Origin of the sequence: Micromonospora sp. DT68, from assembly GCF_049847245.1 — a bacterium.
Lineage (GTDB): Bacteria > Actinomycetota > Actinomycetes > Mycobacteriales > Micromonosporaceae > Micromonospora > Micromonospora profundi.
On sequence record NZ_JBNCNZ010000018.1, the window covers coordinates 15856 to 36009 of the forward strand.

The 20154-nt window shown below is 72.1% G+C and carries 19 protein-coding genes and 2 tRNA genes; 13 read left to right on the forward strand and 8 right to left on the reverse strand.

From position 1 onward, the window contains the following. The first annotated feature begins 2 nt into the window (after window positions 1-2). A tRNA-Glu gene (locus tag ACPXB1_RS25685) sits at window positions 3-75 on the forward strand. 208 nt (window positions 76-283) lie between these two features. Further along, a tRNA-Glu gene (locus ACPXB1_RS25690) sits at window positions 284-356 on the forward strand. Window positions 357-522: 166 nt separating this feature from the next. On the opposite strand, the gene ACPXB1_RS25695 is transcribed toward ACPXB1_RS25690, so the two are convergent. Next, window positions 523-1209: an IclR family transcriptional regulator gene (locus ACPXB1_RS25695; RefSeq protein WP_053652407.1), complete on the reverse strand. Its 687-nt coding sequence runs from the start codon at window positions 1207-1209 to the stop codon at window positions 523-525. A 49-nt stretch (window positions 1210-1258) separates the two neighbouring features. Here ACPXB1_RS25695 and leuC point away from each other — a divergent pair, with 49 nt between their 5' ends. The 4 genes from leuC (at window position 1259) to ACPXB1_RS25715 (ending at window position 6240) form a co-directional block, all read left to right on the forward strand. Beyond that, entirely contained in the window at window positions 1259-2704 is a 1446-nt protein-coding gene (leuC, locus tag ACPXB1_RS25700) for a 3-isopropylmalate dehydratase large subunit (RefSeq protein WP_355593611.1), read from the forward strand. Window positions 2705-2718: 14 nt separating this feature from the next. Further along, window positions 2719-3306: a 3-isopropylmalate dehydratase small subunit gene (gene leuD, locus ACPXB1_RS25705; RefSeq protein WP_355593613.1), complete on the forward strand. Its 588-nt coding sequence runs from the start codon at window positions 2719-2721 to the stop codon at window positions 3304-3306. A gap of 172 nt (window positions 3307-3478) precedes the next feature. Then, entirely contained in the window at window positions 3479-4171 is a 693-nt protein-coding gene (locus ACPXB1_RS25710) for an HU family DNA-binding protein (RefSeq protein WP_355593615.1), read from the forward strand. 143 nt (window positions 4172-4314) lie between these two features. After that, the gene (locus tag ACPXB1_RS25715; protein ID WP_355593617.1) at window positions 4315-6240 is read left to right on the forward strand and encodes an endonuclease/exonuclease/phosphatase family protein; all 1926 of its coding nucleotides are present in this window, start codon (window positions 4315-4317) and stop codon (window positions 6238-6240) included. A 78-nt stretch (window positions 6241-6318) separates the two neighbouring features. On the opposite strand, the gene ACPXB1_RS25720 is transcribed toward ACPXB1_RS25715, so the two are convergent. From ACPXB1_RS25720 to cofC, 5 genes are all read right to left on the reverse strand, one after another. Beyond that, complete coding sequence (locus ACPXB1_RS25720; protein WP_355593619.1) at window positions 6319-7197, reverse strand: NUDIX hydrolase; 879 nt, start codon at window positions 7195-7197, stop codon at window positions 6319-6321. Beyond that, on the reverse strand, window positions 7185-8705 hold the full coding sequence (locus ACPXB1_RS25725) for a CHAD domain-containing protein (RefSeq protein WP_425735895.1): 1521 nt from the start codon (window positions 8703-8705) through the stop codon (window positions 7185-7187). Before ACPXB1_RS25725 ends, ACPXB1_RS25720 begins: the two co-directional genes overlap by 13 nt. Before the next feature lie 24 nt (window positions 8706-8729). Further along, a complete protein-coding gene (locus ACPXB1_RS25730; RefSeq protein ID WP_425735911.1) occupies window positions 8730-10850 on the reverse strand; it encodes an RNA degradosome polyphosphate kinase in 2121 nt (706 codons plus the stop codon). Between the two features lie 285 nt (window positions 10851-11135). Next, window positions 11136-11333, reverse strand: a complete 198-nt coding sequence (locus tag ACPXB1_RS25735) for a cold-shock protein (RefSeq protein WP_355593625.1) — start codon at window positions 11331-11333, stop codon at window positions 11136-11138. Window positions 11334-11355: 22 nt separating this feature from the next. Continuing rightward, complete coding sequence (gene cofC / locus ACPXB1_RS25740; protein WP_355593627.1) at window positions 11356-12003, reverse strand: 2-phospho-L-lactate guanylyltransferase; 648 nt, start codon at window positions 12001-12003, stop codon at window positions 11356-11358. A gap of 127 nt (window positions 12004-12130) precedes the next feature. Between cofC and ACPXB1_RS25745 the strand changes: the two genes are divergently transcribed. The 5 genes from ACPXB1_RS25745 to ACPXB1_RS25765 all read left to right on the forward strand — a co-directional run bounded on the left by ACPXB1_RS25745 (window position 12131) and on the right by ACPXB1_RS25765 (window position 17105). Next, a complete protein-coding gene (locus ACPXB1_RS25745; protein WP_355593629.1) occupies window positions 12131-12868 on the forward strand; it encodes a lysophospholipid acyltransferase family protein in 738 nt (245 codons plus the stop codon). Further along, window positions 12865-13872: an NAD(P)H-dependent glycerol-3-phosphate dehydrogenase gene (locus ACPXB1_RS25750; protein ID WP_355630953.1), complete on the forward strand. Its 1008-nt coding sequence runs from the start codon at window positions 12865-12867 to the stop codon at window positions 13870-13872. The genes ACPXB1_RS25745 and ACPXB1_RS25750 overlap by 4 nt, the downstream gene beginning before the upstream one ends. Window positions 13873-13879: 7 nt before the next feature. After that, window positions 13880-14998: a cystathionine gamma-lyase gene (locus ACPXB1_RS25755; protein ID WP_425735896.1), complete on the forward strand. Its 1119-nt coding sequence runs from the start codon at window positions 13880-13882 to the stop codon at window positions 14996-14998. Between the two features lie 4 nt (window positions 14999-15002). Beyond that, the gene (locus ACPXB1_RS25760; RefSeq protein WP_355593635.1) at window positions 15003-15791 is read left to right on the forward strand and encodes a putative protein N(5)-glutamine methyltransferase; all 789 of its coding nucleotides are present in this window, start codon (window positions 15003-15005) and stop codon (window positions 15789-15791) included. Window positions 15792-16055: 264 nt separating this feature from the next. After that, window positions 16056-17105, forward strand: a complete 1050-nt coding sequence (locus ACPXB1_RS25765; RefSeq protein WP_355593637.1) for an ROK family protein — start codon at window positions 16056-16058, stop codon at window positions 17103-17105. 165 nt (window positions 17106-17270) lie between these two features. On the opposite strand, the gene ACPXB1_RS25770 is transcribed toward ACPXB1_RS25765, so the two are convergent. Further along, on the reverse strand, window positions 17271-17471 hold the full coding sequence (locus tag ACPXB1_RS25770) for a DUF397 domain-containing protein (RefSeq protein ID WP_355593639.1): 201 nt from the start codon (window positions 17469-17471) through the stop codon (window positions 17271-17273). A gap of 5 nt (window positions 17472-17476) precedes the next feature. Continuing rightward, window positions 17477-18322 carry a helix-turn-helix domain-containing protein gene (locus ACPXB1_RS25775; RefSeq protein ID WP_355593641.1) on the reverse strand — a complete coding sequence of 282 codons (846 nt, stop codon included), beginning with the start codon at window positions 18320-18322 and terminating at the stop codon, window positions 17477-17479. A 276-nt stretch (window positions 18323-18598) separates the two neighbouring features. Between ACPXB1_RS25775 and ACPXB1_RS25780 the strand changes: the two genes are divergently transcribed. After that, complete coding sequence (locus tag ACPXB1_RS25780) at window positions 18599-18817, forward strand: hypothetical protein (protein WP_355593643.1); 219 nt, start codon at window positions 18599-18601, stop codon at window positions 18815-18817. A 161-nt stretch (window positions 18818-18978) separates the two neighbouring features. Continuing rightward, on the forward strand, window positions 18979-20079 hold the full coding sequence (locus ACPXB1_RS25785; RefSeq protein WP_306272541.1) for a D-alanine--D-alanine ligase family protein: 1101 nt from the start codon (window positions 18979-18981) through the stop codon (window positions 20077-20079). Window positions 20080-20154 lie beyond the last annotated feature (75 nt).

Below are 20154 nucleotides of genomic sequence, written 5' to 3' on the forward strand. Positions count from 1 at the left end.
CTGGCCCCGTCGTCTAGTGGCCCAGGACGCCGCCCTCTCAAGGCGGTAGCGCCGGTTCGAATCCGGTCGGGGCTACATCTGTGCACAGCCCGTCTCACCTGGTGAGGCGGGCTGTTTCGTCGTCGAGGGCCTGTCGTTCCGGGACGGGTCGTGTCACCTCGTGGGTCGTTTCCCGGGTCGCCACCTGCCGGTCTGCAGCCCCGCACCCCGCGCTCGCCCCGGCCGATGGTGCCGCTAGACTACAAGCCGCACCGCCCGCGAGGGTGGTGAACAGCAAAGTTCTGGCCCCGTCGTCTAGTGGCCCAGGACGCCGCCCTCTCAAGGCGGTAGCGCCGGTTCGAATCCGGTCGGGGCTACAACAGAAAGGGCTCGTCTCGCTTCGCGAGGCGGGCCCTTTCTCCGTTCCACCTCCACCGCGGTGATCATGGAGTTGGCGGGGTGACACGCCGATGCCGGTCCACGCTAACCCCCATGATCAACCAGCGCTGGCCGGAGGCCGGTTAGAGGCCGGACCGGGGCCGGTTAGAGGCCGGAGAGGCGTTGGCCGGCTCGTACGACTGCCATGGCGTGCCGTTCGCCGGGGCGGCGGCCGAGGCGCTCTATGGGGCCGGAGATGCTTATCGAGGCGATCACGCGGCCGGTACGGTCCCGGATCGGGGCGGAGACACTCGCCACACCCGCCTCGCGTTCGGCGACGCTCTGCGCCCAGCCGCGGCGGCGTACCTCGGCAAGGGTGCGGCCCGTGAACTTGCTACGTGGCAGCAGCGGCATGACCGCCTCCGGCGGCTCCCAGGCGAGCAGGATCTGGGCGGACGAGCCGGCGGTCATGGGCAGCACCGAGCCGACCGGAACAGTGTCCCGCAGGCCGCTGGCGCGCTCTGCCGCCGCTACGCAGATCCGCTCGTCCGCGCGGCGCAGGTAGAGCTGAGCGCTCTCACCTGTGGCGTCGCGCAGCGCGGCCAGCAGCGGCTCGGCGGCTGTCAGCAGGACGTCCGGTGCCGCATTGGCGAGCTCGCCCAACCGGGGGCCGGGCCGCCAGCGGCCCTGGGTGTCCCGGACGAGCATCCGATGGATCTCCAGTGCCTGTGCCAGCCGGTGCGCGGTGGCACGGGGCAGCTTCGTGCGTTCAACGAGTTCGGCCAGGCTGGCGCCGTCGACACAGGCGGCCAGGATGACCACCGCCTTGTCGAGAACGCCAACACCGCTCATACTGTGTCCCACAAGCCGAAACATACCTCCCAGAATTTAGGATGTCCAGATGGTGGGAGTCACTCCTGAGCCGAGGACCCTGGCCGAGAAGGTTTGGGACGCGCACGTCGTTCGGTCCGCCGTTGGTGAGCCGGACCTGCTCTTCATCGACCTGCACCTGCTGCACGAGGTGACCAGCCCGCAGGCGTTCGACGGGCTGCGGCTCGCCGGGCGCCGGGTGCGCCGAACCGACCTGACGCTCGCGACAGAGGACCACAACACACCGACCGGGTACGCCGATCCGGCGTTCCGGTCCCGCCGCGGTGACCTGCTCACCATCGCGGATCCGACGTCACGGACGCAGATCGAGACGCTGCGCCGCAACTGCGCCGAGTTCGGCGTGAAGCTGCACCCGCTCGGTGACGAGAACCAGGGCATCGTGCACGTCATCGGCCCGCAGCTCGGGCTGACCCAGCCGGGCATGACGATCGTCTGTGGCGACTCGCACACCGCCACCCACGGCGCGTTCGGCGCGCTCGCCTTCGGCATCGGCACCAGTGAGGTGGAGCACGTCCTCGCCACCCAGACGCTGCCGCAGAGCCGCCCGAAGACCATGGCCGTGAACGTCACCGGCCAACTCGCCCCCGGCGTGACCGCCAAGGACCTGGTGCTGGCGCTGATCACCCAGGTCGGCACCGGCGGTGGGCGTGGTCACATCGTGGAGTACCGCGGTGAGGCGATCCGGTCCCTCTCCATGGAGGGGCGGATGACCATCGCCAACATGTCCATCGAGTGGGGCGCCAAGGCCGGCATGATCGCGCCGGACGAGACGACCTTCGCGTACCTCAAGGGTCGCCCGAACGCGCCGCAGGGCGCGGAGTGGGACGCGGCGCTCGCCTGGTGGCGGACGCTGCCCACCGACGAGGGCGCGCGCTTCGACGCCGAGGTGACCCTCGACGCCAGCCAGATCACGCCGTTCGTCACCTGGGGCACCAACCCCGGGCAGGGTGCGCCGCTGAGCGCGCCAGTGCCGGACCCGGAGGAGTTCGTCACCGATTCGGAGCGGGTCGCCGCCCGTCGCGCGCTCGAGTACATGGACCTGCAACCCGGCACCCCGCTGCGGGAACTCCCCATCGACGTGGTCTTCGTGGGCTCCTGCACCAACGGCCGCCTGGAGGACCTGCGGGCCGCCGCCGACGTGCTGCGCGGCCACAAGGTCGCCGACGGGGTCCGGATGCTCGTGGTGCCCGGCTCCGCCGCCGTGCGGGAGGCAGCCGAGGCCGAAGGCCTGGACAAGGTCTTCTCCGACGCCGGTGCCGAATGGCGGTTCGCCGGCTGCTCCATGTGCCTGGGCATGAACCCCGACACGTTGAAGCCGGGCGAGCGCTCCGCGTCCACCTCCAACCGCAACTTCGAGGGTCGTCAGGGCCGGGGCGGACGCACCCACCTGGTCTCCCCGCCGGTCGCCGCCGCCACCGCCGTGGTCGGCAGGCTCGCCGCACCCGCCGATCTGTAGAAGGGACCGAGGAGATGGACAAGTTCACCACCCACACCGGCACGGCCGTGCCCCTGCGGCGATCCAACGTGGACACCGACCAGATCATCCCGGCCGTGTACCTCAAGAGGGTGACCCGCACCGGCTTCGCCGACGGGCTCTTCAACGCGTGGCGGGAAGATCCGGCATTCGTTCTCAACGATGAATCCTATTCTGGTGCGTCGATCCTCATCGCCGGCCCGGAGTTCGGCACCGGCTCCTCCCGGGAGCACGCCGTGTGGGCGCTGCGGGACTGGGGCTTCCGCGCCGTGGTGTCGCCGCGCTTCGGCGACATCTTCCGCGGCAACGCACTCAAGGAGGGTCTGCTGCCGGTCGAGTTGGAATTGAAAGCCGTCGAGGAGTTGTGGGATCTGGTCGAGGCCGATCCGACCACTCCGGTGACTGTCGACCTGACCGCCCGACAGCTCCGGGCGGGGGACGCCACATGGTCGTTCCCGCTTGACGACTTCAGCCGGTGGCGGCTGCTGGAGGGTCTGGACGACATTGGACTCACCCTCCGCCACGTCGCCGACATCGACTCGTACGAGGCGGGTCGACTGCCGTTCCTGCCCTCAGTGGCATAGCCGTACGCCCACCCGCACATCGGATTTCGCCCTCACCGGTCCAACCGGTGGGGGCGAATCCGTTACGACACAAGGGCTTTTTTCTACCGAATGTTTGTGTCCAGGCAGCACAGGGCATACCGTGCGCGCAGAATGGCTCGCGTCGAGTCAGTTGCATAATCGGGAGGAAGTCGTGAACAAAGCCGAGCTCATCGAGGCGCTCGCCGTTCGCCTGGGGGACCGGAAGACGGCGACGGCCGCGCTCGACGCGGTCCTCACTGAGGTCCAGGCGGCGGTCACCAAGGGCGAGAAGGTGGCGATCACCGGATTCGGAGCGTTCGAAAAGCGTGTGCGTGGCGCACGAACAGCGCGTAACCCGCGCACCGGCGAGGCGGTGAAGGTCAAGAAGACGTCCGTCCCGACCTTCCGCCCCGGGGCCGGGTTCAAGGAGATGGTGGCCAGCGGCAAGGTGCCGAAGGCCACGGTGGCGGCGAAGAAGACCGCCAGCACGACGGCCAAGACGACCGGGGCCAAGGCCACCGGCACGAAGGCGGCGAGCGCCAAGGCCACCGGCGCCAAGGCGACGGGCACCAAGGCCACCGCCGCCAAGGCGGCCAGCAAGAAGACCGCCCCGGCCAAGGCGGCCAAGACCACCACGGCGACCAAGACGGTTGCCAGCAAGAAGACCGCCCCGGCCAAGGCGAGCAAGAGCACCACGGCGACCAAGACGGCCGCCAGCAAGAAGGCCGCACCGACGAAGAAGAGCGCCGCGGCGGCCAAGTCCACCACGGCGAAGAAGACCACAGCGGCAGCGAGCAAGAGCACGGCGGCCAAGAAGGCGCCCGCGAAGAAAGCTCCCGCCAAGAAGACGGCCAGCAAGCGCTGACCGACAGGCACAGCCCACAGGGCGTCCACCCGCGCGGTGGGCGCCCTGTGGTGTACCGGGAGCATTGACCCGCCCGGCGTGGACGCGCAGAATCGCCGTGCCGGCCCCCCTTCTGCCGGCCCGCCGACGGAAATGGGGCGCCGGTGCGCTACCGCCAGCTCACCACCGGATCGCTCGCGCTGGGCGTCATTCTGCTTATCGACGTGCTGCGCGTATGGCTTCCCGGCATCATCACCATCTTCGGTCAGGCCGCGTCCACCCCGGCCGAGTTGATGGGCGCGTTCGCCCTCGGCTGGTTCGTCCTCGCTGCGGCGGCACCGGCGATTGTCCGCCGGGTCGGCGCCCGTCCCGTCACCGTCACCGCGGCCGTCCTGCTGGCCGCCGCGCGGCTCGCGCTCACCGCGACCCCTGGTGGACGCGTACAGCTCTGGCTGGCCACCGCAGGGCTGCTCGCCGGGCTGGTCTGGTTGGTGGGCGTCGCCGGTGGAATCGACAGGCCGGTGCCAGGGCTGGCTCTGGGGTTGGCGGTGAACGCGGCGCTCCACGCGATGCTTGACACCTACGACCTGGCCTGGCGCAGCGACTGGATGGCGTGGCTGTTCAGTGCCGTGGCGGTGGGGGCGTTCCTGCTCGCCACGGCGGCGCGGAGCGCGCCACCCGGCCCTGGTGGCGCACGGTCGTGGCTGCTGGCCGGGCCGGTGCTGCTGCTGGCCGGCATGGTTGCCCTCGCCCCGGCGCTCGCCCAGACCGCGATGTCGTACCTGGTGGCCGACGACGGCGTGGCCAGCTCACCGTTGTTCGGCCTCGCGCCGGTGCCGGTGGCCGTCGCCGGGTTCCTGCTGGCCGCGCTGGCCGGCCCGCCCAGCCGGCGGTGGGGTCGGGCAGTGGGACCGGTGGCCGTGCTTGCCGGCGCGGTGCTCTTCGCCCTCGACAACGGCGACCTGCTCCTCGCGGCCATCCCGCTCACCGCAATCGGTCTCGGCGCCTGCCTCGCCCTCACCGACGACGCCGGCGCAGCCGGGCCGGCCCCCGCCGACGACGCGGCCAGGGTGGCTGCCCTGCGAGCGGCGGCCCGCCGGGGGTACGCGGTCGCGGCCGGCATGCTCGTCTTCGTGCTGGCGGCAGTGGCCTACTACTCCGCCTACGACCTCGGCTACCCCAACGGGGCGGTTCCGGTGGTGGTCGCCGGGCTGATCGCGGCCGTGGCGTTCACCTCCCGCCCCGCCGAGGGGCCGCCTGCCGGCCAGCGGCACGCCGGGAGGTTGGCGCCGCTGCCGACCACTGCGGTGGTCACCGCGCTGGCCATGCTGGCGCCCGTGTTCGCCGACAAGGTGGGGGTGTCGACAAACCGAAACGGGCCGCCGAAGGAAATCACCGTGGTGGCCTACAACATCCGGATGGGCTTCGGGTTGGACGGCCGGTTCGACCTTCCCGCGCTGGCCACCGCGATCGACAGCCAGCGACCCGACGTGGTGCTGCTCAGTGAGGTGGACCGCGGCTGGCTGCTCAACGGCGGCCACGACACCCTGGACCTGCTGGCCGATCGTCTCGACATGCCGTACGTGTTCGGGGCCGCCGCCGACGCCGTCTGGGGTGACGCGGTGCTCAGCCGTTGGCCGATCGAGGACGAGCGGACGCTGCGGCTGCCGGCCGTGGGGGCGCCCACCGGCGCGCAGGCCCTCGCCGTCACAGTGAACTTCAGCGACGGTGTCCGGTGCGCAGTGGTCAGCACGCACCTGCAACCGCCGCCCGGCGGCGGTCCGGTGGTCCAGGCGCGCGCGGTAGTCGACTTCGCCACCGAGTACGCGGACGGCCGCCCGCTGGTGGTGGGCGGTGACCTGAACACCGAGCCGGGCGACGAGGCGTTCGACCAGTTCACCGGGGCCGGTCTCGTCGACGCGTTGGCGGCGGGGCGACCGTTGGCGACAAGCCCGGCCGACGACCCGCGCCAGGAGATCGACCACGTCTTCGTCTCGCCCGGTCTGACACCGCGCGGCCCGGTCGCACCGCCCGGCACGGCCAGCGACCACCTGCCGGTCGCGGTGACCCTCACCCTGCCGCCCCTCTGACCCACGCGGTTGGCGTTGATCCACTCCGGATCGCCGACCTCCGGTGCCGAGGCTCCACGTCGACCAAACCGGGAGGGCTCAGAGGCGGTCGGTGGCGAGCAACCGGTCGCCGCTGAAGGCGAGCAGCCAGCCGCAGCCCTTCGGCGTGGTGAAATCGTCGTCGGCGTGCCCGGTGAGCCGTTCCAACGCGCCCGGCAGCACCTTGCCCTGACTGCACACCGCCACCTGACCGCCGGCGCAGGCCAGCTCCAGCAGGCGGGCGGCGGTGGCGAGCACCTGCTCGTCGTGCTGTTGGCCCGGCTGAGGCTCGTCCAGATCGCCGCAGATCTCGATCGGTAGGTCGAGTAGTGCGGCGGCCGGATCCAGGGTCTGTACGCAGCGACGCGGCGACGCCGACACCAGCCGGGCGGGCCGGAACACGGCGATCAGCGGGGCCAGGGCGTACGCCTGCGCCCACCCCTGCGCGTCGAGCGGGCGGCCGGTGTCCGGGCCGGTCCACGTGGCCCGCTTGCCGGCATGCGCGTGCCGGACCAGCGCGACGGTGGCCGTCACCGGCGGCAGCGCGGCGAACGCGGCGAGCACCTCGGCGTCGTGCGGGTAGCTGACCAGCCGGATGGCGTCGTCGACGGCGAGCCACCGCATGTCGTCCACCTCGGTGTCGGGCTGGAATCCGCCGTTGGCGACCGTCCGCATCGACCAGTAGTCGACAAGCTTGTCCTGACCTTCGCTGCGGTAGCGCACCGACGGCAGCCGCACCTGCGGTACGCCGCGCACGTCGGCCTCCTCGGCCACCTCGCGGACCGCCGCGACCATCGGATGCTCGCCCGGCTCCAGCTTGCCCTTGGGCAGCGTCCAGTCCCCGTGGCGGGGCCGGTGCACGACGCACACGCGTACGCCGTCGGCGCTGGGACGCCAGCAGACCCCGCCGGCCGCCCGGATGCCGGTCACGGGAGCCATCTCGTGCGCCGTCGCCGGGTGGCCCGGTGCCACGCGGCGGGAAACCGGGCCCGCATCTGGCGGACCGTCTCGCGTTCCCGCTCGGCGAGCCGCCCGGCGACGACAGCCAGCTTGTGGTCGCCCGGTCGGTCGGCAGCGAGGGCGAGCCAGGTGTCCGCGGCGACCGCGGCGTCCTGGTGTTCGCCGAGCACGTCCTGCACGCGGGCCAGCGCGCGGGACAGCCGGCGCGCGTCCTTGCCGACGGCCGGGAGGACCGCGTTGACCGCGTAGCGGGCCTGTTTGGCCTCCTTGCGGACGGTGTGCCAGCGGTCGTCGGGGCCCAGCGGGTCGAGCCCTTCGACGCCGTCGGGGCCGGTGAGCCGTTTCCACGGGCGGGCCACAAGGGCGGGCAGCGTCCGAGCGGCCGGCTCGGCGGCCCGGCGGGTGAACCGGGGGGCGCGGGCGGCAAGCACCAGCGCGTCCACAAGTGCCAGGTAACGCGCGGAGCGCAGCGCCTTGTCGATGGCGGCGAGGGCCTGCCGCTGCCGCTTGGCCAGCGCCTTGTCCAGCCGGTCCACAGCGTCCTGGTCGAGAGGGCTGAGCGGATCCGCGTTCGCGGTACGTCGCAGCCGGGCACGCAGCACCTCGGCGTCGCGGGCGGCGCCGAGCACTTCGGCGAGCCAGCGCAGTTCCGCGCGCAGCGGACGCGACCACGACCTGCGGAGCAGCGGTGTGAACGTCCGCAGGTCGCTGCGCAGCCGCCGGATTGCCACCCGCATCTGGTGCACGGCGCTGTCACCGCCGCCGCCCGGAACGCGAAGCCGTACCAGCGGGTCGTGCGCCAGCATGCGGCGTACCTCAGTGCGGAACGCCTCGGTGACCACGTCGCCGGCGGTCGGGTCGGCGGGCAGCTCGCCCGGCGCGACCAGATCGGGCTCGGCCTGCGCAGCCGTGCCCAGTGCGCGTACGTGCTTCGGGGTGAACGAGCCGACCCTGGCGCCGGCCTCGCCCAGCACACCGCCGATCTGGTCCAGCAGCGTGCGGTCACCGGCCTTGAGCTCCACCTCCAACTCGCGGAACGTGTCGGTGGTGGCGTCGTTGTCGTCGAGCACCGTCACCTGGTCGTCCACCACCTCGGCCAGCACCGCGCCAGCCTCGTCGCACACCTCGTGGGCGTGCCGGAGGGTCCGTACGACAGTCACCGGTGCCAGGGCTGCGCCCCGGTGCAGGGCGGTGACCAGCTCCACGAGCTCCGGTGGCGGCTGCCCGGCCGGCCCCGGGCGGGAGATCTCGTGCCGGACGCCAGGCGTGCCGGTGGGCAGCTTCACCGTCCACGGCAGCTCGTCGCCCCGGCGGTGGCGCAGCGAGGCGCCGGCCCGGGACAGGCGCAGGTCGACAGTGTCGAGGTAGCGGGCGACAAGCGTCACCGGTGGCAGCGCCCGGACCTGACCGCCGGCCGGGGCCGCGGCGGACAGGTCCGGTAGCACGTAGGTGTCGTCCACCTCGTACTTCTGCTCCTCCTCGACCATCCACTCAGCCTATGCCGCGAACGGTCAGCGGGCCGTGCCACCGACACGGCGCAGCAGCAGTTCCTGTAGATGCACCCGGGCGCCCTCGCCGTCGCTTGTCCGTCGGGTCCAGGAGCCGTCGCTGGCCAGCTCGAACGCGTCGACGTCCGGGCCCATCGCTGCGGTGAGCACGTGGTCCAACTCGGCGCGGGCCACCGGGTCGCTCACCTGCACCAGCGCCTCCACCCGTCGGTCCAGGTTGCGGTGCATGAGGTCCGCCGAGCCCATCCAGAACTCGGCCTCGCCGTTGTTTCCGAACCGGAAGACCCGGGAGTGCTCAAGGAACCGGCCCAGGATCGAGCGGACCCGGATGTTCTCCGAGAGCCCCGGAACGCCCGGACGCAGCGTGCACATCCCGCGGATGAGCAGGTCGACGTGGACGCCGGCCTGCGAGGCCCGGTACAGCGCGTCGGTGATGCCCTCGTCGACCAGTGAGTTGACCTTGAACTGGACCAGGCCGGGCATGCCGAGCCGGACGTGCGCGATCTCCCGCTCGATCCGCTCGATGAGGCCGCTACGGATGCCCTGCGGGGCCACCATCAGCCGCCGGTACGCGGTCTGCCGGCTGTAGCCGGTAAGCACGTTGAACAGGTCGGTGAGGTCCGCGCCGATCTCCGGGTCGGCGGTGAGCATGCCGAAATCCTCGTACAGGCGGGCGGTTTTGGGGTGGTAGTTGCCGGTGCCGATGTGGCAGTACCTGCGGATCTGGTTGCCCTCCTGACGGACCACCAGTGCGGTCTTGCAGTGCGTCTTGAGGCCCACGAGGCCGTACACGACGTGGCAGCCGGCGCGTTCCAGGGTGCGGGCCCAACCGATGTTCGCCACCTCGTCGAAGCGGGCCTTGACCTCGACCAGAACCACCACCTGCTTGCCGGCTGCCGCCGCGTCGACGAGCGCGTCGACGATCGGCGAGTCACCGCTGGTCCGGTAGAGGGTCTGCTTGATGGCGAGCACGTTCTCGTCGGCGGCGGCCTGCTCGATGAAGCGCTGCACGCTCGTGGCGAACGAGTGGTACGGGTGGTGCACGAGGATGTCCCCGTCCCGCAGGGTCGCGAAGACGCTGCGCGGCACCTCGCCCTCGGCTAGCCGGGGGTGGGTGGCCGGCACGAACGGCGGGTCCTTCAGATCGGGGCGGTCGGCCTCGCCGTACACCTGCCAGAGGGCCGAGAGGTCCAGCAGGCCGGGCACCCGGAGCACGTCCTGGTCGTCCATGTCCAGCTCACGGACGAGCAGCTCCAGCATGTGGTCGGAGATCGAGGCGGCGACCTCCAACCGCACCGGTGGGCCGAAACGGCGGCGGGCGAGCTCCCGCTCCAGCGCCTGGAGCAGATCCTCGTCGCGGTCCTCGTCGACCTCCACCTCGGCGTTGCGGGTGACCCGGAACAGGTGGCACTCGACCACCTGCATGCCGCTGAACAGCTGACCCAGGTGCACCGAGATCAGGTCCTCCACCGGCAGCATCCGCACGCCCGGCTGGTCCCGGTCCACCCGCACGAAGCGGGGCACGTTGTTCGGCACCTTCACACGGGCGAACAGCTCGGAGCCGCCGTCCGGATCGCGGACCGCGACGGCGAGGTTGAGCGACCGCCCGGAGATGTACGGGAAAGGGTGCGCCGGGTCGACCGCCAGCGGGGTCAGCACCGGGAAGATGTGCTCCCGGAAGTAGGTGCGCAGCCGCTCCCGCTCAGGGTCGCCCAGCTCGGCCCAGCGCAGGATGCGGATACCCTCCCCGGCGAGCTTGGGCAGCACGTCGCCGACGAAGCAGGCGGCGTGCCGGGCGACAAGTGCGGCGGTCCGCTCGGCGATCAGGTCCAGCTGCGTACGCAGGGGCAGCCGGTCCCCGCCACGGACCGGCAGGCCGGCGGAGAGCCGCCGCTTCAGCCCGGCGATCCGCACCATGTAGAACTCGTCGAGGTTGCTGGCGAAGATGGCGAGGAACTTGGCCCGCTCCAGCAGCGGGGTGCGCTGGTCCTCGGCGAGCGCCAGCACCCGCGCGTTGAAGTCGAGCCAGGAGAGCTCCCGGTTGAGGAAGCGGTCGTCCGGCAGCGGGGGAGCCGCCGGGCTGTCGTCCTCGTCGCCGTCAGCGGGGGAGCCTGTGGTGGCCAGGGCGCCACCGGCAGCCGGCCCGTCCGTCTCGGTGGGCGGGGCGGCGGATTCGAGGACCTCGTCGAGCCCCGAGGAGGCCGCGCCCGGGTCGTCGGCGAGGGTGTCGGCGCGGGCGGCACCGGCACGTTCGGCCCGGGACGGCCGAAACCGGCCGTCGGTGCCACGGGCGGGGACGCCGTTGAGGGGATCGGTGGTGGACGGGCTGGCCGGGTGCTCGCGAGGGGTGCTCACCCGCTCATAATCACCCGATTACGGTTAACGCAAAATGAACTTGGCCCCGCCGGCTCAGATCATCGTCGGCAATGTCACCCGGACGACCTCGCCGTCGGGATCGGTGTCGATGCGCACCCGCTGGCCGAGCCGGAGCAGCCGCAGCCCGGAGGCGTCGAACGCCCGAGCGGGAAAACCCAGTTCGGTGCCGTCGTCGAGCAGCAGCGTCCCGCTGCGTGTCGCCGCGTCGTAGCTGGCCACCGTGCCCTGCATGCTGGCACCGTACACCGGGGGGTCAGCTCGCGGAGCGCGCCGGGCAGGCGGCGGCCACCAGCGCGGCGGTGCGCGGCCCGAGGCCGAGCCGGGCGGCGGCGGCCAGGTCGTCGGCGGTGTCCACGTCGCGGCGCAGGCTGGGCCAGTCGCCGGGCAGCGGCAGGGCGCCGCTCGCCGTGTGCGCCGCCGCCGAACCCACCCCGAAACGTGGCTCGAGGTCGACTCCTGGCGGCGCGGCGAGCAGCACCGTACCGACGCCGGGCGCGTCCGCCACGAACCGGCGTACCCCGTCGTCGCCGGCCTGGGCCGCGAGCAGCGCGCCGGCCAACTCGGTGGGGCGCAGCGCCGGCAGGTCGGCGGTCAGCCCGGCCACCCACATGTCGCGGGCGTGCGCCGCGCCGTGCCGGAAGGCGGCGTTCAGGCCGGCGTCCGGCTCGTCGGGAAGTACCCGCGCTCCGGCGGCGCGGACCACCGCCGCCACGCGGGCGTCGTCGGTGACGACAAGAGCCTCGGCGACCGCCGGGCAGGCAAGCACCGCGCGGAGCGTGTCAGCGGCCAGGGCCAGCGCCAGCTCCTCATGGGGTACGCCGGGCAGTGCGCCCCGCAGCCGGCTCTTGGCTGCCGACAGACGCTTCACCGGCACCACCACGGCCCACCTCGGCTGACTCACGCCCGCAATCCTGCCAGCAGGGCGGCGGGACCCTCCCTGGCCGTACGGGGGGCGAGCAGGCATGATTTCCGCTGCGGGTGTCGTGGGCCGGACCCGTGGCGGTGCGGGGCGCGACGAGGAGGCACAGGTGGCACGGCGGAGGCTGGGGTTCTGGCGACGGTTCGCCGTGGTGCTGGTCAAACCGGTGATGCTCGTGTGGACCCGACGGACGTGGCGGGGCGGCGAGCACCTCGGCGGAGACAGCGGCGTGATCATCGTGGCGAACCACATCTCGCACGCCGACCCGCTGGTCTCCGCGCACTTCATCTACGAGTCGGGCCGCTGGCCGCAGTATCTGGGCAAGGCCAGCGTGTTCCGGGTGCCAGTGGTCGGCTGGATCCTGCGCCAGTGCCGGCAGATCCCTGTGGAGCGGGGCAGCGTGGACGCGGTCCGCTCACTGGACGCCCTGGTGGAAGCGCTGGACCAGGGCGGCGCGGTCGTGATCTACCCGGAGGGCACCACCACCAAACAGCCGGACCTGTGGCCCATGAAGGCCAAGACCGGCGCGGCCCGGCTGGCGCTGGCCACCGGCGCGCCCGTGGTGCCGCTGGTGATGTGGGGGCCGGAGCGGATCTTCGACCCGCGCACCAACCGGTTCAACCCGCGCCCGCGGATCCCGGTTACCGTGGTCGCCGGCGACCCGGTCGACCTGACCCGGTGGGCGGACGCCCCGCCGACCCGGGCCACCCTCGAGGAGATGACGGACGCCATCATGCTGCGCCTGCGGGACATGCTCGCCGAGATCCGGGGCGGAACGCCGCCACCGCTGTGGGCGCGGCCGGTCCGACCCTCCGCCGAACCCCAGCAACACGGAGGTGTCGCGTGACCGGCCACGTCGCGGTTCTCGGCGCCGGCTCCTGGGGCACCGCGTTCGCCAAGATCCTCGCCGACGCCGGGCGGGACGTCACGGTGTGGGCGCGACGCGCCGCGGTGGCCGACAGCATCCGCACCGAGCGGCGCAACACCGAGTACCTGCCGGATCTGCTGCTGCCGGATCGGGTCACCGCCACCGCCGACGCCATCGAGGCGATCACCGACGCCGAGCTGGTGGTGCTGGCCGTACCGTCGCAGACCCTGCGGGGCAACCTCGCCGAGTGGGCCGGGCACCTGCACCCGGACTCCACCCTGGTGTCGCTGATGAAGGGCATCGAACTCGGCACCACCAAGCGGATGAGCGAGGTCATCGTGGAGACCGCCCGGGTCGCCGCGGACCGGGTGGTTGTCGTCTCCGGCCCGAATCTCGCCCCGGAGATCGCCGCCGAGCAGCCGGCCGCGACTGTGGTCGCCGGGACCAACCACCACCGCACCGTTCTCGTCCAGTCGTCGATCCGGACGCCCTACCTGCGCCCGTACACGAACGACGACGTGATCGGCTGCGAGCTGGGCGGGGCGGTCAAGAACGTCATCGCGCTGTCGTACGGCATCGCCACGGCGATGGGCTTCGGCGACAACACCCGGGCCATGCTGATGACCCGCGGGTTGGCCGAGACGGCCCGCCTGGGCGTGGCGCTCGGCGCGGACCCGATCACCTTCGCCGGCCTGGCGGGCATGGGCGACCTGGTGGCGTCCTGCTCGTCCCCGCTGGCCCGCAACCGCACCTTCGGCGAGCACCTGGGCCGGGGCGAAACCCTGGAGCAGGCGCAGGCCGCGACCCGGCAGACCGCCGAGGGCGTGAAGAGCTGCCTGGCGATCCGCGACCTGGCCCGCGCGCACGGTGTGGAAATGCCGATCACCGAACACGTCGAGCGGATCTGCCACGAGGGCATGGACCCACGCCTGGCCGTGCAGGCTCTGATGAGCCGGACCGCCAAGCCCGAGTCGTACGAGTGAGGATCCGATGACCGACCTGGGAGACGGCACGCGCTGTCTGCACGCCGGGCTGCCCGAGCCGGTACCGGGTGACCCGTTCCTGCCGGGGCCGGTGTTCGCCGCGCCGTACCACCTCGACCCGTGGCAGGGCCAGGGTTCGTCGCCGAACGGCTACGGCCGCCCCGACAATCCGACCCGGCGGCTGCTGGAGGCCGCCATCGGCGAGCTGGAGGGCGGCGACTGCCGCGTCTTCGCCACCGGTCAGGCTGCCATCACCGGCCTGCTGCTCGCGGTGCTCCGCCCGGGGGACACCGTGCTGCTGCCCGCCGACGGCTACTTCCCCGTCCGGGCGTTCGCCACCGACGTACTGGAAACCATCGGTGTACGGGTGGTCTTCGTACCGACCGCAGGGCCGTACCCGTCGCTTGAGGGCGTACGCCTGGTGCTTGTGGAGACCCCGGCCAACCCCGGCCTGGACGTGGTCGACGTGGCGGCCCTGGCTGAGCGCGCGCACGCCGCAGGCGCTCTGCTCGCTGTGGACAACACCACAGCCACCCCGCTCGGGCAGCGCCCGTTGGATCTCGGCGCCGACCTGGTGGTCGCGTCCGGCACCAAGGCGCTCACCGGCCACTCCGACCTGCTGCTGGGCTACCTGGCCAGCCGGTCCGCCGATCTGGTCGGGGCGGTGACGTCCTGGCGCACGGTCACCGGCTCGGTGCCGGGCGCGTTCGATTCCTGGTTGGCCCACCGGTCGATAGCCACGCTCGACCTGCGGCTGGCCCGGCAGAGCGCCAACGCCGCAGCGATCGCCGACCTGCTGGCCGGCCGGCCTGACGTGACAGGTCTGCGCTGGCCGGGGCGGCCGGGCGATCCCGCGTACCCGGTGGCGTCGACGCAGATGCGGCGGATGCCCGGCGTGCTCTCGTTCGACCTGGGCGACGCCGACCGGGTCGGCCGCTTCCTCACCGCCTCCCGGCTGGTGGCCGCAGCCACCTCCTTCGGTGGCACGCACACCAGTGCCGACCGGCGGGCACAGTGGGGCGACGACACCCCGCCCGGCTTCGTCCGGCTCTCCTGCGGCGTGGAGGACACGGCCGACCTGGTGGCTGACATCTCCGCCGCGCTTGACGCAGCCGGGCCGGCCTGAGGTCGTGACAGCCGCGCCTCCCGTCGACCGGTCCGTTCTCGTGGGCCGGTTGCGTGCCGCCGGCTGTGTCTACGCCGAGGACGAGGCCGATCTGCTGCTGGCAGCCACCGAGTCTCCCGCCGCGTTGACGGAGCTGACCGACCGCCGGGTGGCCGGCGAACCGCTGGAACACCTGCTCGGCTGGGCGGAGTTCTGCGGTCTGCGGATCGCGGTCGACGCGGGCGTCTTCGTGCCGCGTGGTCGGACCGCCCTGCTGGTCGAGGCGGCGGCCTCCGTGACCGGCGCGGCGGCGGCAGTTGTCGACCTGTGCTGCGGCTCGGGGGCCACCGCTGTCGCGCTCGCGCACCGGCTCGCGCCGCGTTGGTTGGCCGCCGCCGACATCGACCCGGCGGCCGTGGCGTGCGCCAGACGCAACCTCGCCGAGCTGACCGCCGAGGTGTACGAGGGCGACCTGTTCGCCCCACTGCCACCGCGCTGGCGGGGCCACCTGGACCTGGTGGTCGCCAATGCTCCGTACGTGCCGACCGACGCGGTGGCGCTGATGCCCGCCGAGGCACGGCTGCACGAGGCACCGGTCGCGCTCGACGGTGGGCCGGACGGGCTCGCCGTGCTGCGCCGCGTGGCCGCCGGCGCGGCCGAATGGCTCGCACCGGGCGGCCACCTGGTCGTCGAGGTCAGCATCGTCCAGGCGGACGCGCTCTGCGGGGCCCTCGACGCGGTCGGGCTGGTGCCGACCGTCCGGCAGGATGAGGACCTGGACGCGACCGCGGTGATCGCCCGCCGTCCCGGTTGACCCCGCACTGACCGCCACCGCCACCGCCACCGCGCCGCTGCTGCCGCGCCTGGGCGGTTGAAGCAGAGCAAAGGACGCGCGACAGCCTCCAGGGGCCATCCCGAACGTCACCCGGGGGTCTTCGCGAACGTCCGGGCGGTCTGGGACGTGGGTCCTTACCGACGGATGTCGGGGCTTCCACATGTCCTGCGGTGATCGGCATGGCGGGGGAGGGGACTGGGCACTAGCCTCGGCTCACATCCAGTCGTCGGGAGGGGGGTTTCGGTGGGCAGCGCAGGGGTGCCGGTGGTCGTCGGCCTGGACAACGGCGGCACCAGCAACAACGCCACCGTGCTGACGGTGGACGGCCGGTTCCTCGTGGACGGGCTGCTGGAGATCCCCAGCGAGGTGCGCGCCGGGCCGGAGGCCGCGATCGAGGCGTTGGCCCGCGCGTTTGACGGTGCGCTGGCCCACACGGGCGTGCCGCGCGAGCTGGTCCGCGCCGTCGGCCTGGACACTCCCGGCCCGGCGAGCGCCACAGGTGTCATCTCGTCGCGGGGCTCGACAAACTTCTCCCAGCCCGCGTGGCGGGGCTTCGACGTACGGGGCGCGCTTCAGCGGCGCCTCGGCCTGCCCGTGATCTACCACAACGACGGCAACGCCGCCGCGCTCTACGCCCACCACGTGTACTTCGGCGACGAGGCGATGACCAGGTCGTCGGTCGCCGCGATCGTCGGCACCGGGCTCGGTGGTGGCGTTGTCGAAGGTGGTCGGGTGATCGCCGGTGCCGCCGGGATGGCTGGGGAGTTGGGCCACGTGCACATCCCGTTGAACGGGCTGCTCGGCCCGGGGCAGCCGGAGCCGACCTGCGCCTGCGGTTTCACCGGCGACGTCGAGAGCGTCGCGTCGCTTACCGGCATCGAGCGCAACCTGCTGCCGTACTGGCTGACCCGCTATCCCGACCACCCGCTCACCGCCGAGCCGGTGGCCCGGGCGGCGAAGCTCGTCCGGGGTTACGGGGAGCGGGGCGACGCCCTGGCCCGGGACCTGTTCACCCAGCAGGCGATGGCGCTGGGGCGGCTGTTCACTGTGGCGTCCAACTTCACCGACCCGCACGCGTACTTCGTGGGTGGCGGCGTGGTGGAGGCGGCGCCGGAGTTCCGGGACTGGTTCCTGGCGACGGTCCGCGAGCACACAGTGCTCCGACAGGAGCAGGCGGCGCACGCCACGTTCGCCCTGGTGCCGGACCGGGACATGGCGGGCGCCCGTGGCGTGGCGATCGCCGCGCTGGAGGCGCTGCGCGCCGCGCCGGAACCCGGCCCGCTTGTCGCCTGAGCCCGCAGGTCATCGATCCACCGCGCAATCGTGGCCCGGCCGCGCATGGGCGGGATTCTGGCGGACCTGAGCCCGCTTGTCGCCCGACCCGCTGCCCGCGTCTGGTCCGACCGTGCACGGGCCCGGCGCTGTCGGTCGCGCGCCGGGCCCGTGGTCGACGGTCGGTCAGTGGCGGGGCGGAGCCTGGGCGAAGGCAGCCCAGGCCGTCGGGGGGAAGAGGAGGGCCGGACCGGCCGGGTCCTTGGAGTCGCGGACGGCAACCAGGCGTGGGATCGAGGCGACCTCCACGCAGGCGCCCTGGTCACCGCTGCGGCTGCTCTTGCGCCATGTCGCCGCGGCCAGTGCCGCGGTGATCGTCGGTGTCATCGTTCCTACCGTCCCTTCAGGAGTGAGAGGAGCTGCTTGCGGCTGTCGGCGGGGCTGAGCGCCACGCTCCGCAGATGCTCCATGATCTTGGTGCAGGTGCGCGTTTCGCCCGCCCGGTCGAGGATCATCTGACCGGCGACGGTCTCCACCGAGGCGATGATCGGGTCCTCCGGGTCGGCGAACTCCAGGATGTGCAGCGAGCCCCGGGTGCCGCGGTGGTAACCGGCGGAGAGCGGGATCACCTGGACGGTGATGTTGGGCAGCTCGGCCATCTTGACCAGGTGTCGTAGCTGCCCGTCCATCACCGACTGGTCGCCGACGGGGCGCAGCAGTGCGCCCTCGTCGATGATTGCGTCGAAGATTGCTGGATCGTCGCCGGTGATTCGCTGCTGGCGGTCGAGCCGGGCCTTGACCCGCTGCTCCACCAGGTCGTCGACAAGGGTGTGCGGCCCCCCGCGCATCACCCCGCGTACGTAGTCGGCCGTCTGCAACAGGCCGGGCACCACCGAGGGCTCGAAGTTGGCGATGGCGGTGGCCTCCGCCTCCAGGGCGATGAAGTCGATGGTGCGGGGGTCCAGCACGTACGAGTACGACACCCACCAGCCCGGTTTGCGGGCGTCCTTGGCGAGCTGCACCGCTGCGGCCACCTCCTCGGCGCTCACCCCGTACGAGGTGAGCAGAGCGCGCACGGTGGCCGGGTTGATCAGCGTCTGGGCGTTCTCGTAGCGGGAGAGGGTGCTCCGAGTGCTGTTGATCTCGTCCGCGGCGGTTTCCAGTGTCAGCCCGGCGGCCTCCCTGTGATGGCGGAGGGCGATGCCGAGCCGGCGGGCGCGAGCGGTCTTGGGGGGCATGCATCGATGGTCGCACACATTTGCGGGAATGTGTGTATGGGACCGCGCCGATGAGAGTTGCATTCACGGCCATGTACGTGTCACGCTGTCACCACGTCCTCACTGCCGGTTGTCGTGGCGACGGTGGTGGTGAGTGACCGGAGGGGATAGGGCGCGCGGCGATCGGGTTTCTCCCCCGTACCCGATCGTCGCGTGCCGCCGTCATTTCGGCCTGCCGGAAGGAGACGACGTGCATACCGGCCCGGAGTGCCTCGCCGTTCCCCCGGACGGCAGGAGATGACCCGATTCCTGGTCGTGCTCACCGACGTGCGTCCAGTCGAGGGCATCGACCGCAACGAGCGCATCGCCCCCGAGCGGCGACGACAGGTGGTCGGCGCCAGCAGCAGGGAGGCCGCCGACCGGATCGCCGGAGCGTTCATGGCCCTGGGCATGGTGCGGGCCGGCCGCCAGCGGGTCAAGGTCATCGCGGTCGGCCGTCGGCACGCGCGGAACTGATCGCCCGTAACGCACCGTATAACCTCTGTTGACCGATTGCCGCGTCGCTTCGTGGCTCGCCGGGTATCGCCTCGCCCTACCGCCACGCACAGTAAGGTCAACCGGGTGAGCGCCACCGGCGAGCACGACCAGCCGCAGTCGCGTACGAAGAGGTGACCGGAGTGACCACCCCAGGCAAGACCCGCGTGGCGATCGTCTTCGGCGGCCGTAGCCCGGAACACGGCATCTCCTGCGTCAGCGCCGGCAGCGTGTTCGGTGCGCTCGACCCGGACGAGTACGAGGTGGTGCCGGTGGGCATCACTCGCGCCGGCCAGTGGGTGCTGACAAGCGGCGACCCCGCCCAGCTCGCCATCAATGCCCGCCAGCTCCCGGAGATCACCGCAGAGTCCGGCGACGACATCGTTCTGCGTGCGGACCCCACCGGCAACGGCCTCATGGTGCTCGACCCCACCGAGGGCCCCCGGGTGCTCGCCGACGTCGATGTGGTCTTCCCCGTCCTGCACGGCGCGTACGGCGAGGACGGCACCATCCAGGGAATGCTGGAAATGGCAGGCATCCCGTACGTCGGGGCGAACGTGTTCGCCTCCGCCGCCGCCATGGACAAGGAGTTCACAAAGAAGCTCTGCGCGGCCGAGGGTATCCCGGTCGGCCCGTACACGGTGCTGCGCAACGGGATGACGCTCAGCGAGCAGGACAAGGAGCGTCTCGGCCTGCCGGTGTTCGTCAAGCCGTCCCGGGCCGGGTCGTCGTTCGGCATCACCCGGGTCACCGACTGGGCGCGGCTGGACGAGGCGGTCGCCACCGCCCGGCAGTTCGACCCGAAGGTCATCATCGAGGCCGGGATCGTCGGCCGCGAGATCGAGTGTGGCGTGCTGGAGGGCGAGGCCGGCGGCGTGCCCGAGGCGTCCGTGCTGGCCGAGGTGCGGGTCGTCGCCGACCACGACTTCTACGACTTCGAGGCGAAGTACCTCGACGACTCCTGCGAGTACGACATTCCGGCCGGTCTGCCGGAGAAGGTGACCCGCCAGGTGCAGGAGTACGCCGTCCGCGCGTTCACCGCCCTGGACTGCGCCGGTCTGGCCCGGGCCGACTTCTTCGTCACCCCCGAGCTGGACGTCTACCTCAACGAGATCAACACGATGCCCGGGTTCACACCGACGTCGATGTTCCCGCGGATGTGGGCGGCCTCCGGGCTGGAGTATCCGAAGCTCGTCAACCGCCTGATCCGTACCGCCCAGCGGCGCGGCGTCGGCCTGCACTGAGGCCCACCGGACGGTCGGCAGTCAGCACTGTCGGCCCTCGCCGACCGGCAGGCAGCATGCCGGCGCCGGCCGTCC

Coding starts and splice junctions, on each gene's coding strand:
- ACPXB1_RS25695 (WP_053652407.1), bottom strand. CDS start 1,209: ATGAGCGGTGTTGGCGTTCTCGACAAGGCGGTGGTCATCCTGGCCGCC.
- leuC (WP_355593611.1), top strand. CDS start 1,259: ATGGTGGGAGTCACTCCTGAGCCGAGGACCCTGGCCGAGAAGGTTTGG.
- leuD (WP_355593613.1), top strand. CDS start 2,719: ATGGACAAGTTCACCACCCACACCGGCACGGCCGTGCCCCTGCGGCGA.
- ACPXB1_RS25720 (WP_355593619.1), bottom strand. CDS start 7,197: ATGGCTCCCGTGACCGGCATCCGGGCGGCCGGCGGGGTCTGCTGGCGT.
- ACPXB1_RS25725 (WP_425735895.1), bottom strand. CDS start 8,705: ATGGTCGAGGAGGAGCAGAAGTACGAGGTGGACGACACCTACGTGCTA.
- ACPXB1_RS25735 (WP_355593625.1), bottom strand. CDS start 11,333: ATGCAGGGCACGGTGGCCAGCTACGACGCGGCGACACGCAGCGGGACG.
- ACPXB1_RS25755 (WP_425735896.1), top strand. CDS start 13,880: ATGACCGACCTGGGAGACGGCACGCGCTGTCTGCACGCCGGGCTGCCC.
- ACPXB1_RS25770 (WP_355593639.1), bottom strand. CDS start 17,471: ATGACACCGACGATCACCGCGGCACTGGCCGCGGCGACATGGCGCAAG.
- ACPXB1_RS25775 (WP_355593641.1), bottom strand. CDS start 18,322: ATGCCCCCCAAGACCGCTCGCGCCCGCCGGCTCGGCATCGCCCTCCGC.
- ACPXB1_RS25780 (WP_355593643.1), top strand. CDS start 18,599: ATGACCCGATTCCTGGTCGTGCTCACCGACGTGCGTCCAGTCGAGGGC.